Source organism: Variovorax sp. Varisp36 (assembly GCF_047304235.1).
GTDB lineage: Bacteria > Pseudomonadota > Gammaproteobacteria > Burkholderiales > Burkholderiaceae_C > Variovorax.
Map to the genome: position 1 here is coordinate 32020 of NZ_JBGLYU010000015.1, position 12404 is coordinate 44423.

General features: G+C 60.2%; 13 protein-coding genes. 5 read left to right on the forward strand and 8 right to left on the reverse strand.

What is annotated here, in order from left to right; all coding sequences use genetic code 11:
• The first annotated feature begins 2 nt into the window (after window positions 1-2).
• From ACCD11_RS11565 to ACCD11_RS11580, 4 genes are read left to right on the forward strand one after another with little or no spacing between them, the layout of a single operon-like run.
• The gene (locus ACCD11_RS11565; RefSeq protein WP_413313949.1) at window positions 3-590 is read left to right on the forward strand and encodes a flagellar biosynthetic protein FliO; all 588 of its coding nucleotides are present in this window, start codon (window positions 3-5) and stop codon (window positions 588-590) included.
• Window positions 587-1615 carry a flagellar type III secretion system pore protein FliP gene (gene fliP, locus ACCD11_RS11570; protein ID WP_413313950.1) on the forward strand — a complete coding sequence of 343 codons (1029 nt, stop codon included), beginning with the start codon at window positions 587-589 and terminating at the stop codon, window positions 1613-1615. The genes ACCD11_RS11565 and fliP overlap by 4 nt, the downstream gene beginning before the upstream one ends.
• Before the next feature lie 52 nt (window positions 1616-1667).
• Window positions 1668-2546: a sigma-70 family RNA polymerase sigma factor gene (locus ACCD11_RS11575; protein ID WP_413313951.1), complete on the forward strand. Its 879-nt coding sequence runs from the start codon at window positions 1668-1670 to the stop codon at window positions 2544-2546.
• A 42-nt stretch (window positions 2547-2588) separates the two neighbouring features.
• Window positions 2589-3857, forward strand: a complete 1269-nt coding sequence (locus ACCD11_RS11580) for a tetratricopeptide repeat protein (RefSeq protein ID WP_413313953.1) — start codon at window positions 2589-2591, stop codon at window positions 3855-3857.
• A gap of 6 nt (window positions 3858-3863) precedes the next feature.
• Here the strand turns inward: ACCD11_RS11580 and ACCD11_RS11585 are convergent, their stop codons facing one another.
• The 7 genes from ACCD11_RS11585 to ACCD11_RS11615 form a co-directional block, all read right to left on the reverse strand.
• Window positions 3864-4298 (reverse strand): hypothetical protein, encoded by a 435-nt coding sequence (locus ACCD11_RS11585; protein WP_007835697.1) that lies wholly within the window; start codon window positions 4296-4298, stop codon window positions 3864-3866.
• A 43-nt stretch (window positions 4299-4341) separates the two neighbouring features.
• Window positions 4342-4926, reverse strand: a complete 585-nt coding sequence (locus ACCD11_RS11590; RefSeq protein WP_413313954.1) for a hypothetical protein — start codon at window positions 4924-4926, stop codon at window positions 4342-4344.
• 323 nt (window positions 4927-5249) lie between these two features.
• Window positions 5250-5726 carry an SMI1/KNR4 family protein gene (locus ACCD11_RS11595; RefSeq protein ID WP_157632222.1) on the reverse strand — a complete coding sequence of 159 codons (477 nt, stop codon included), beginning with the start codon at window positions 5724-5726 and terminating at the stop codon, window positions 5250-5252.
• Window positions 5723-7066 carry a hypothetical protein gene (locus tag ACCD11_RS11600; protein WP_042673734.1) on the reverse strand — a complete coding sequence of 448 codons (1344 nt, stop codon included), beginning with the start codon at window positions 7064-7066 and terminating at the stop codon, window positions 5723-5725. The genes ACCD11_RS11595 and ACCD11_RS11600 overlap by 4 nt, the downstream gene beginning before the upstream one ends.
• Window positions 7067-7237: 171 nt before the next feature.
• Window positions 7238-7783: a hypothetical protein gene (locus ACCD11_RS11605; RefSeq protein ID WP_413313956.1), complete on the reverse strand. Its 546-nt coding sequence runs from the start codon at window positions 7781-7783 to the stop codon at window positions 7238-7240.
• Between the two features lie 3 nt (window positions 7784-7786).
• Window positions 7787-10966: a LysM peptidoglycan-binding domain-containing protein gene (locus ACCD11_RS11610; protein WP_413313957.1), complete on the reverse strand. Its 3180-nt coding sequence runs from the start codon at window positions 10964-10966 to the stop codon at window positions 7787-7789.
• A gap of 23 nt (window positions 10967-10989) precedes the next feature.
• A complete protein-coding gene (locus ACCD11_RS11615) occupies window positions 10990-11658 on the reverse strand; it encodes a hypothetical protein (RefSeq protein WP_413313958.1) in 669 nt (222 codons plus the stop codon).
• 281 nt (window positions 11659-11939) lie between these two features.
• Here ACCD11_RS11615 and ACCD11_RS11620 point away from each other — a divergent pair, with 281 nt between their 5' ends.
• Window positions 11940-12119: a hypothetical protein gene (locus ACCD11_RS11620; protein WP_413313959.1), complete on the forward strand. Its 180-nt coding sequence runs from the start codon at window positions 11940-11942 to the stop codon at window positions 12117-12119.
• Here the strand turns inward: ACCD11_RS11620 and ACCD11_RS11625 are convergent.
• Window positions 12116-12403 carry a hypothetical protein gene (locus ACCD11_RS11625; protein ID WP_413313960.1) on the reverse strand — a complete coding sequence of 96 codons (288 nt, stop codon included), beginning with the start codon at window positions 12401-12403 and terminating at the stop codon, window positions 12116-12118. The genes ACCD11_RS11620 and ACCD11_RS11625 overlap by 4 nt on opposite strands.
• Between the last annotated feature and the right edge of the window lies 1 nt (window position 12404).

The window sequence follows — 12404 nt, forward strand, 5'->3', positions numbered from 1 at the left end:
GGATGTACGACGTGGTGCAGCGGATGCAAGTGGAAGATCGAAAGCGTGCCGGGAGCATCTTTGGGCGATGCGATGCGGGACGCATGGCGTTGGCTGCAATCGCATTTGTCGGCGTGACTTTCACCGTCACGGCATGGCCGCAGTCCGTCCTGCCCGCGGCTGATCCGGCGTCCCAGCCTGCTGCGCCTCACGCTAGCGGTGCTCCGCTTCCGTCGAGCATCCCCGTACGGCGCGATGCTACGAGCAGCGAAGGTGAAGGTGCTGGCGACCGCTGGTGGGTTGCAACTCTGTTTGTGGGTGGGCTGTTGGTGTGTGGCGTCATCGCAGCACGTCGTAAGCAAGTAAAAGCCGATGCAGGCGCCAGATCTGTCATGTCGTGGTTTCGGCTAGGTGGTTTGATCGACACAGCGTCTTCGCGCGAGATCGAGCGCGTCTCGAGCGCCCGACTGTCACCGCGCCATAGCCTTCATGTGGTGGTCTGGAACGGCAAGCGGTTGCTGCTAGGCTGCACGGATCAATCGATCCAGGTGCTGTCGGAGGCGCTGGCGCCTGAGTCAGTGGCCCCGAAGTCCGAGCAGGGGCAAGAATGAAGCGGCACGGAACTGCAGGCCCACAGCAGGCGTGGCTTTTCGCATTGATTCAGATCGTCGTCCTTGTGGCGCTCTCAGCTTTCTTCGGCAAGGCGCAGGCCCAAGAAGCCGAGGGGGCGGGTGCACCTGCCATGACGCCACCGAATACCGAACGGGTACGTGACGCAGAGCCAGCATCGGAGGTTGCGCCCCTGCTCAAGCGCGAAGCTGGACCGCAACTGGCGCCGTCGGCAGCGCCTACCGCCGCGGCTGCGTCTGCGCAAGCGCAACCTTCAACCAGCGCGCAAAGCCGATCGGCAGTGGCTCGTCAGTCAACGACCGCGAGCTCTTTGCGTGCGAAACCTGCGAATCTTGGCACGTCCACAAGTGGAACGAACACTGCTATCACTCCCGCTACCGAGACAGCCCAAGCGCTTCGGATTGTCCTTGGGCTCACCGTGCTGGCTGTGTTGCCTGCGTTGCTGGTGTGCTTGACGAGCTTCTTGCGCATCATCGTCGTGCTGTCGATGTTGAGGCATGCGATCGGCATGAACGAGACGCCGCCCAACACGGTGTTGATCGGCTTGGCGTTGTTCCTGACGCTTTTCACGATGTCACCCGTGCTCCAGAAGGTCAACCAGGACGCGTTCGAGCCTTTCATGGCAGGCAAGCTGACCATGGAAGACGGGTACGGCAAAGGCGTGGCGCCGCTACGGGAATTCATGGTGCGGCAAACGCGAGAGGCGGACCTGGCGCTCATGGTCGAGTTGTCGAAAGCGCCGACGCCGAAGTCGATGGACGACATCAGCAACGTTCAGCTCATTCCGTCGTTCATGCTTTCGGAGCTGCGTGCCGCATTTCAGATCGGCTTTGTCATCTTCTTGCCGTTCCTGCTGATCGACCTGATCGTCTCGAGCATTCTCATGGCTCTGGGCATGATGATGATGCCGCCGACGACGATCGCCTTGCCACTGAAGATCCTGATGTTCATCCTCGTAGATGGCTGGAGCCTCGTGCTCAAGGCGCTGGTAGGCAGCTTTCACTGAGTCATGGCCCTCATTTCGCATTGAGACACTCATGGCACGCTTGAGCTCCGCATTGACTTCCACGCTCGTTCGGTTTTCCGGCGCTGCGGTGGATGTTGCTGCGCCGCGTGATGTCCCGGACGCTTCATCGGAGAGTCTGGACCTTGTTGCGCCACTCTGGGCTCGCTGGCGCGCCGACAGCGACGAGGCAGCGCGCGACCTGCTGATCCGGCACTATCTGCCCTATGCGCGGATGATGGCCGCCACCGTCTATGGCCGCCGCACGCATGACGACGTCGAGTTTGAGGACTACCTGCAGCTTGCGAGGATTGGGCTGGTAGAGGCCGTGGATCGTTTCGATCCGTCCCAAGGCGCTCAATTCAAGACCTTCGCATCCAAGCGGGTGCAAGGCTCGATCCTGAACGGTCTCGTTCGCTTGACGGAGAAGAATCAGCAGATCAGCGTGCGCACTCGGCTCCAGCAAGAGCGGATGGCGGCCATCAAGGAAGCCGCAGCTCAAGGCAGCATCGAAGGATCCGAGGGAGAACGGCACTCAGCCGCATCTGATGCGCGTAGCGCCGAAAAATTGTTCAAGTACCTTGCCGAGGTTGGTATCGGCATCGCGCTAGGCGTGTTGTTGGAGGATACCGGCATGGTCGATGCGGAAGCCTTCGACAGCGAAGCTGGCGCGCATGCAATCTCGCCTGAGGTGAGCTACTTCCGCAAGACGGAGATTCGCCAGTTGGGTGCTGTCTTGCGGGGCCTGGTGGATCAGCTGAGTGACCAGCAAAAGACGGTGATCCGTCACCATTACCTGCAAGAGATTCCGTTTGACGAGATCGCCGCGCGAATGAACGTCACGCGCGGTCGCATTTCTCAGTTGCATCGCCAGGGGCTCCTGCGCCTGCGCGAACTTCTGGACAAGGACTCCAGGCTCGATGTGTCTCTATGACACGCGAGTCACTCATCCACTTCTTGACATCGCATTGCTGCCATGACCGATACCTCTGAAACCCAAGCCAAAACCACGGCCGAACCTTCGCAGCGCGACGATCCGCGCGTGGTCGACTCACTGCAGCGCCTCGACCGTATGGAGAGATTTCTTCGTGAGGATCCCTCGAACAACTCACTGCTCATCACCGCCTTCGAGGCGGCGCTGTCGTGTGGCGAGTGGGAGCGAGCAGAGCTGCATCTGCGCCGAGCCCACTCACTGTCCGAAGATGTGCTGGGTTGGCGGCTGCGAGAGGGTGATTTTTGGCTGGCGCAACAGCGCTACGACGAAGCACTGTCGGTGCTTGATGCGCTCACTGACACGCAGGATCCGCCTCCCGGCTTCCTCGATGTCTTGATGCACAACATCGCCTTCATCGAACTGCGACGCGGCCGGCATGCTGAATGCGTGGCACGACTGGCGTCAGTGCTCGAAGCGGGTAGCGCAGCATCCGCGTCCCAGACGGCGACGGGTCAGCCGCCGGTCGCTGCACGTGCGTTGCAGCAGCTCTGGCTGCGCGCGCTGCACCACGACAGACAGCTCGACCGGGCGATGGAGTGGACCCTTGGCGCAGAGCAGCAACGAACGCTTGACCCACAAGCTGCCGGTGTTGCCAGCCTGATCGCGATCGACGCATCGAATTTCGAGGCGGCACAGCGTTGGTGCGTGCTGAGCCTGAGCAACGGCACGCCGCCCGAGCAACCGGTTGAAGCGTTCGTGACGCGCGCGACCTTGGCTTTGGCGCAACGTGACGCGGCTGCGGCAGGTCAATTTGCGGATGCAGCGCTTCAACGTCACCCTGGAGATGGCCGAGCCTGGTCGACGCGTGGCTTCGCGTCTCTGCTGGCGGGCGATCTGGGGAACGCATTCAGAGCGTTTCGACAGGCCCTCTCGGTCATGGGGCAGCACATTGGTACGTGGCATGGCCTCGGGTGGACGCAGATCCTTCAAGGCGACCTCGCGGGCGCGCATGAAAGCTTCGAAACAGCGCTCGCGTTGGATCGGAACTTTGCCGAGAGCCACGGTGGCTTGGCTGTGGTTTTGGCGATGCAGGGACGTCCGGGCGAAGCGGGCGAACACGCGGAACTGGCCTTGAGGCTCGACCGGGCCAACATGTCCGGTCGCTATGCGCAGGCGCTGCTGACGGGGGACGTGAAGGATGCCAGCGACGTGCAACGTTTCGCGCGCCGAATTCTGGGTGGCATCGCCGCGCCACTCGGGGGCGATCTTGCCGATCTGGTTGTTGCGCCAGGCGCGAAAGCCAACGGCTGAAACGCGTCAGCGCTTGGCGGCAATGGTCGGCTGCGAGTCGGCCAGCAGGAGGTCGCCGGCTTCGCGCAGCGCTGCGTGGAGTTCCTCGTCACCTTCCATGCGCTGCATCACGGCATCGACCATCTGATCGAAGGCGATGCCGTCGATGCGCTCGCGGCCGAAGGTCTGCATGAGCACCGACTCGAGGAACAGGCGGAAAGCTTTTCGTTGGCGCTGCGGATCATCAGGCGATAGTGCCCGCACACGCAATGCGACCATCTGCTGGATTTGAGCATCCGTGCTGCCGGCGACATGGGCGTCAGGCTCACCCTTTGGTTTGGCGAGTCGGCCATCGCTTGGTGTTTCACGCGCTGCCAGGCCGCGGGCTTTGGCCTGCGCCTGAAATTGCGCGCTGAACTGCGCGCGAATCATGGCGGCGAGCTGCGTGGTCGAATCGATCATGAAGGCGGCGGTATCTGGCTATCAGGCGAGTTCGGGCCTCGGGTCAGTGCGCGTGGCCCTGCTGCTGATAGTTTGCCAACAGGATGTGTGCTGACGAATCCTCGGGCACGTCCGCGGCACTGTCGGATGGCACTGTGGAGTGCTTCAATGAGCGAATGCCGTCGATCACCTTTTGGATGTCGCCTGAAAGGGCGGCGTTCGTCGTATTTAGCGTGAGGCCGTGTTCGTAGTGGGCCAGTGCCTCGTCGAACTGATCCTGTGCGAGCGCCGCGAACCCCTGGATGAAGTGGGGCAGGGGATCCGTCTGTGGGAGTTCCAGAAGCGGTTGCCAGGTCAACAAAGCTACAGCTGCGCGCCCTGAGCTGAACTGCAGCAGTCCCAGTTGGTAGCGTGCCATCGGGAAATCAGGTGCCAGGCGCGTGGCGTTCGCAAATGCAGTCTCGGCTTGGCTCATGTCGCCCAACGCGGCGAACTCGGCGCCGAGCATGAACTGGGGCAGTGCTGCATTGGGCTGGACGGCACTGGCTCGCTGAAAGCCCTCGATTGCGCGGTTTGCCTCGTCGGCCCGGCTGGCGGCCATGGCAACGGCCATGAGCGCATCAAACGAATCGGAATCGGAGGTTGGCATGGTTTGCTTTCAAGCGCGTGGCTCTGTGAGCGATGTTGAGCAGAGTCGACATTGTCGTTGGCTGGAGTCGGTGCGGAAATAGGCGTCCTTGTGCGCCCGTGGGACATGAGGGAACCGTGCTAAACGGATCAGTACTCGGCCGGATATGTTGCCAAAGGCATTTATCTTGGCGAGACGAGAACGATTTCCCAATGCCCCAAGCAATCAACGGCGTCGCGCTGCTCCGTCTACAAAAGGGCCTGTGAGATTCTTGGTGTGCTGCTTCTACAAGCCATGCACTCGCATCCTAAAAAGATCTTGAGTACCACACCTGTCCACCAACCTCAGGCAATCCCAGAAGCCCTCAGGTCTTCGAGCCACTGATCCCCCATGAATTCAGCGGCATCTTTCCCAAAGACCAGTCTTGTAAAAAAATCATCAATGTTTCTCGCCTTTTCCTCCACTTCCCCCGAACTGGAGTCAATCGATAAGACCTCCCCATTTTGAGCTTCAGCATAGAGAAATCCCGTAGGATCATCTGCAAACACAATGGCGTCAGGCGCGGGAGAAAATGACTGCGATGTAATTATTTTTTTTACGCCCAAAACATTGGACGTCACCCCATAAATCCTGATTACATCAAGATTAATTCCATCCCATTTTTTGAGAATTTGCTCATGCATCATCGATAGAGATCGATTTAATCGCGCAGACAGCTCCTTCAGAGCATCATTATCAGCGCCCACTGTAGGCAGGTGAACTAACGCCTTGGTTAAAACACCAGATGCAAGAACGTTTTCTATTACCTCCACCGAAGTCATCGATTTTTCACCTCAAGGTTTGTGATTGGGATTTTAGCATTTCTTGGGATTTGCCGCGAGAATTGGCGGCCAAGCTCCTGATTTACATCAGAGTCCAATGATTTAAAGTTTCGCCGCACATTCTTCCCGCTCAATTGAAGGTCTCGAATATGGTCCATGTCCGTGGTGGCCAGCCTATTGAGAGCATTGGCCTTTGCCTCGGGATTGTTTTCGTACATGCGCTCAATACGCTCAACTACTGCTTTTCTGTATGCGCGCGTTTCTGCCCTGCGAGCAGCATCGCTTACTCCATGTGGGATATTGCTCGTCAACTCGCCATTGTTGATGGCATTTTTTATGCGATTCACCTTTCGATCAAATTCTTTTGTATTCAATCCTTCTTTGTACTCGGCCGTCAAGGATTGAGTACTCTCAAGATTTGAGCCAATCACCGGCGTAGTGACCTTGCGCGAACGGCCTGCCATCCCCATCGCGTTTCCGAGCCCATCGCCGATGCGCTTGCCAATCCCCCGCACAAGGGCTGACCCAACATCAGCGTGAGCGGCCGGGGTGTTTGCCTCTATCCCGACACCTGCAACCTGATCCCAGATCCCACGATTGTTATTACCAGCCTCGATGTCAAGCTGAGCACCCTTGGTCCACAGCCCGTTGTAGACGCTGTCACGCGAGAACCCGGTCCCCATGTACTTCTTGAAGTTGCTCGCCTCGCTCTTCCATTGCTCGGCGGTGTATGCCCCTGCCGGCTGGTTCGACATGTCGATCCATCGCGACATGGGCGAAGTCGCGTAGTTCGACAACCTTCTCGCCTCGTTAGCGTAGTCGTCGGCCTGCGCGGCTTGCTCCGCGGCATTCGAGCGATCACCCGCGAACGCCCCCGGCATCGCGCCGTTGTTGCTCAGGTTGAAGCCGATATCTGCCCGAACGACGCCAGTATTGGCATCCCAGCTCGTGCGCGCACTCCACGGACTTGCGCTTTCCGCAGCAGCCTGCGTTGCCAGACGTTGCGCACGCGCAAGGTTGTCCTCGCGCATCGATTCAATCTCCGTGCCGCTAAAGCCATCCGTACCCTGCGAATCGAAGGGCGACTTGGAAGCCTCTACGACGAATTCCCCTCCCCTGCTGTAGCTGCGCTCATAGTCAAAACCGCCGTTATCCGCCCCAGCGGCGCCGGCATCCGTCATCACGCCGGTGCGCAGCACCTGTGCATTTGCGTACTGCGCGCCCCCGCCGTAGACGGGCTGGTCACCCATACCGAGATCCGACAAGAGTTGGTCTGCCGTGGTCGCCGAAATGTCCGGACGGAAGGCGGCGGAGCCATAGTCCGACCCATCGGCAAACATCCCTAGGATGCTGGCCCGCTCGTCTGCGCCAACCGGCCCCGGAACGTTGCCGAAGCCACTACCCTGCCCATTGGCTGCTGCGACGGAATCCCCCAATGCATTGCCAAAGGCATCTGTCGCTGTCGGAGTAACGTCAATCCAAGCAGCATCCCTCCTCTGGCCAGCAATTTCTTACTGGTTCGCAAAGGCAGGCCGATCCTGCATCAAATAAGCCGCGGCAAAATGCAAGGAGAGTTCTCGAATCAGGTGAAGATCTTGCTCAGAGATTTCGGGGTCAGCCCACTGGACAAGGATCATTAAAGGGCGATCATCAATGGAGAAAATTTCCTCAAAAGGCTCTGAAGATTTTGCGCTATTTTTTACAATTTCAATTCTTCTGAGCGAATTGGCAAACATCTTCAAAACTAGAAGCTCGGCTTCTTTTGAGAATCCTGTGCTTAGTGCAATTGAGCTTGCAATCTTTCCATCAACACTAAATGTAGCCAGCGCCGCACCAGCCTCGGATGTGAATTTTGTACGAATATGCGAGAGATTTCCACTCCATGGCACATCAAAATCTTCCCCATAATGCCTTAAATAATCTCTGCAAATATAAATCCACTTATCCGACAGCGAATCCAAGCTCTCTTTTTTTATCCCGACAAATTCTCCATCTATGCCAAATGCAGCAACAAAAAAACTCGTCGCAATGAAAGGCTCTTTATTTTTTTCAGTCATTTTTTAATCAAATTTAGGTATGAGCCGATGCTCTCTACCCGGGACAATCTGCTCAACCCTAGTGCGCCACAACGCTCCGATTCGTTGTTGAACAGGATCTCTAAATCCTGCAAATTCATGAATATATCCACCCGCAACAGAGTCCAAGCGATGCGCGGCATCCATGCCCCGGCCAGAACCTTCTAGAGTCGCTCTCGCCAATCGTCTCGCTGCGTCAACTTGTGGCTTGACATTCTGATAGTTTGCGAGGTTTAGCTCAAGATCACTGGTACGGGTAATCGATAGCCGATTCAACGTCATCTCTTGCTCAGCGAGGTGCGCGGCAAATCGCCCTTGCTTTACCGGAGACAAGCCCGCCGCAGGAAATTCGATCTCGATGGGCCGCAGAATCAGTCTTTGTCCCTGCGGCACAGTATCAAACCTTTCGACTACAGTCCGCGCCCCTGCATCCACAGGCGCCGCCCCTGGCGCTCTCAACTCGAACGGTAGTGGATTCGAGTACAACGTCCCCGGCGTTGAAGCCCGCAGTCCTACGGTGTAGTTGCCAAACCGCGCCGCGCTGTAGCCAATCGCCAAATCGCCAAGGAACGCCCCACCGATCTGCGCATCGTTGTCATACGTGAACAGCGGCGTGACGTGATACGGCGCCTCCCCGGTAAGGCTGCGACTGATCGTGTTGATCAGCCCAGTGATAGGCATGACCTCCATCACGAGGTTGTAAGCCTCCGGCCCGAAGTTCGCGATCTTCTTGCCAACCCCTACCGCTGCTTGGCCCGGGTTTTCGATCACTGCAGTGCCGATGTCGACCGCACGCATCGTGGCGCCTGCGATTGACCGCGCAACGCCTGCCACGACCGGATTGCCCAAGCCCGCTGCCATGTAGGGATCGTCCACAAACATTGGCACGCCTGCGCCACCACCGGAGGCGATGGCGATGGCTAAGCCACGCTGACTCGCCGCAGTCTCGGCCTGGCTTCGCGCGATGTAGGCATCGCTCGTGGCCATGAGCCGTTGGTCGTAGCCCACGTTTTGATATGCCGCGTAGTCGTCTGCGTTGTAGTTGACAACCCCTCGACCGGCGCCAACACCCGCGTACGTGTTGCTGGCCGCCTGCGCCGCTTGTGCCTGCCTCAATGCCACACGCCGGCTGTCGATGCTGCTCTCCGTGCTGGTCATCTGACGGCCGGCTTGGTCAAGCTGTGCAATCTGGTCTGCACTCAGGCCCGACAGATCGCCGTTGTAGGTCTGCCCCGCTGTCGTGATCCAGCGATTGGCGCTGGCGCTGTACGAAGCCTGCCCGGAGCCTGCAATCAACGCCGCAATCGCGTAACGGTTGGTCGGGTCGATTCCATCGGCAATCGCCAGCGGTCCATCGCCCGCTTGGGCCGTGTAGCTCGTCGGTGGCGCACCTGCAGGCATGCCCCCACTGGCGTACCAATTGGCTGAAGCCTGCCTGTTGGCCGCCCGCTGCGCCATGGCGATGATGCCGTCTTCAGATCCTGTGTAGCTGTAGCCGGATCGGCCGTTGCTCGACGCTGCGTCGCTGCTGTCCAGCACCCAATCAGCGTTCGAGCCCGGGGCGACCTCCATGGCGAGAGTCAGCGGATCGGCCTGCGGCGTGCTGTAGCTGCTCTGACCATTGGCCGCTGCCAGGGAGTCCCCCAACGCATTGCCAAACGCATCAGTTGCCACCTGAGTCACGCTGACCTTGCCGCCTCTGAGCGCTGCCGTTGCCAAGCCTCCGGCAAATCCAGCCACCGTGCCAGCAGCAAACTTGCCACCAAAGGCCCCGAGGCCTTCAAAGGCCTTTGTGCTGCCTAGTGCGTCGCCGACGGCGTTGCCTACCGCAGAGCCTGCCGCGGCCGATGCAACACTGCGCCAGTTGAAGCTCTTCTGCAAGCCTGTCGCGATAGCAACGCCTTGAGTCATGGCGTTAGAGGCAGCGGAACGCACAGCAAAGGCGCCGAGCTTTTGCGGGGCGTCGAGTTCGCTGAGGTCGCCAAAGGCGCCGCCTACCCCAGAAGACACGCCCGCGCTCAGCGCGCTCAATGCAACGCCCTTCCAGCTGAAGCTGTTTTGTGCACCGATCGCAATGCCTACACCCTGGCTGAGGATGGAGCCCACGGCGCCGCCAACCACTGCAGCGCCGATTGCCGATGCTGCACCAATACCTGTCAGCGCGACAGCGCCCCCCATGCCGGTAGCGCCAGCGGCAACGCCGCCAGCCATAGCCGCGCCACCTGCGGACATGATGCCGGCCAGGCCGGCGTCCGCCAGCGCCACACCAGCTCCCACTCCAGCCTCGACTCCAGCCATCGCGACAGCTGCAGCCCCGGCGGTGAAGACTGCCGCGACCACAGCCACGACAGCCACAATGATTTGTCCCAGACCACCACAGCCACCGCCTTGAGCCTGCGGCATCGCCATCATGGTCGCCGAGTCATTGGCGATCTTGCTGGGGTCGTAGGGCTTGAAGGAGTTGACGTTGTTCGCGCCGCTGGTCGCCGCTGGAATGCGCAGCACCTGACCCGCACGCAGGTCCGCATTGCTGCTCAGCCCGTTGGCATCCGCGATCAGGTACCACAGGCTCGAGTCCCCGTAGGCACCCTTGGCAATGGTCTGCAGCGTGTCATTCACGCCCACCGAGTAGCTGCCCGGCGTGCCGGCAGGGTAGTTGCCGTTGATCGGCTGATACCCGAAGCTGAAATCGCTCTGAGCGGTGAAGATCGGCCCGTTCTGCGCCAGCGGTGTGCCGTCGAAGCGGTTGTCCGTCAGCAGGCCATAGCGCCCGAGGACTTCACCGTTGACCACCATCTGGCGCTGCGCGTTCACGCGCTTGTCCGGGGTCCCTTCGTAGGCGTAGTAGGCATACAGCGCGTTGCCGTTGGCGTCGCTCACGTAGTTGTGGGTGCGCAGGTCCAGCTGGTTGACCTGGCCGGCGTCGCCGGTGGACTTCAGGTGTCCGTTGGCGTCGTAGTTGTAGGCCAGGATGCCTTGGGACAGGATCTGAGTGGTGCCGGCGCGCGCGGTCACGCTGAAACTCGAGCCGGTGCGATAGCCCTCGGCGCGCTCCACGGTGACGGCGGTGTTCGTGAAAGTGCCGTTGAGCGTGTCAGCCACCAGGTACGAGGTCGCGTTGCCCACGGCGTCATAGGTGTAGTCGACCGCGCTCGCGGAGACCATGTACTCGGCGGTCGTCTGGTGGATCAGGCGGCCGTTGGCGTCGTACTGGCTGCTGCGCCCCTGCAGGCGTCGGTGCCGTTGAGGCCGCGATACATCCGGTGCAGGTTGACGTAGTCCACGCCGAGCGCGCCGGGCGTGCTCGAGACGACACGGCCCGCGCCGTCATAGCCGCGCGCCTCCACGAGGGCGCCGTCGCGCACCGTGGTGGCCAGGCGGTTGAGGTTGTCGTAGCCGTAGTCCTCGACGATGTTGCCGCCCACGGCCGTCCACTGACCGTTCGCCTGCACGATCCGCACGCCGGCGTGCTCGTCGCGCGTGCGGTTGCCGTTCTTGTCGTAGCTCAGCCGGTGCCCTTCGGTGCCCAGCACGCTGCCGTCGGCCGTGGCCGAGTCGACCAGCGTCTGGCGGTTCATCTGGTCGTAGGCGAAGTAGCGGTCGGACTCTTCTGCCTGCTCCACCTGGCCGGCCTGGACACTCAAGCCGCTGTAGTTCAGCTTGGTGGGGATGTGGGTGCGGTTGCCGGCCTTGTCGTAGTCGATGGAGATGTACGCGTTGGTGTCGGCCACCCAGCGCAGGCGGCCCAGCGCGTCGTACGCCATCTGGTTGTCCTGGTAGGCGACGCCGCCTTGCGTCGTGGTCTCGCGCACGTGGCGGCCTGCCAGGTCATAGGCGTAGGTCGTGACCTTGCCCACGGCCGCATCGTCGATGCGAAGGAGCTGGCCGGCACTGTCGTACGAAAATTGGAATCTGACCCCGAGTTATGACCCCGAGTTATGTGATCGAGTTGTGTGCGCTCAATCACGTTGGGCGTTTTGCAGCCCACGGTGAACGCCTGCGAGCTGGGGCAGCGACGCGTTCCGGTGTCGGCGTTGCCGCTGTTGGCACGCACGTTGGGGGTGAGCGTGGAAGAGTTGATTGGCGAGCCGCAGACGGTGGCGCGCAAGCGCGGGCCGGCACCCAACTGATGCAGCACGTGGAGCGCATCAGCGCACTGCCCAAGGCGCAGCAGCGCACCGTGATGAATGTGATCGAGGCCATGCTGGCTCAGCAGGAGCGCTGGCTGACAGCGACGAACGCGTCAACGAAGAAGCCCTCACGAACCTCCGCTTCAGCAGCTAGGGTGGTGAGGAGTTTTTTGAAATACGAGGCCTAGCTCGGAGCACGTTGCCACTCTGAGTCCTGCGAATCACGCCAAGCCTTCCACCCCAGTGGCAAATCAGCGAGGTCCGTTAAGGAGTCATCAAGCTGAAGAGCTTCATCCAAACGAATCATCATCACATCATCAGATTCATCAGATTCGCTCGATGCACCATGAAACTGCCATGCCCCATCATCGGCATCGTGGAATGCGTACGCAATCCAGTTCATTTTCTCGACCACAGTACGGGTCGTGAAGACGGCTGCGGCAGGAGGATCAACAAACTTCCATTCAGACATA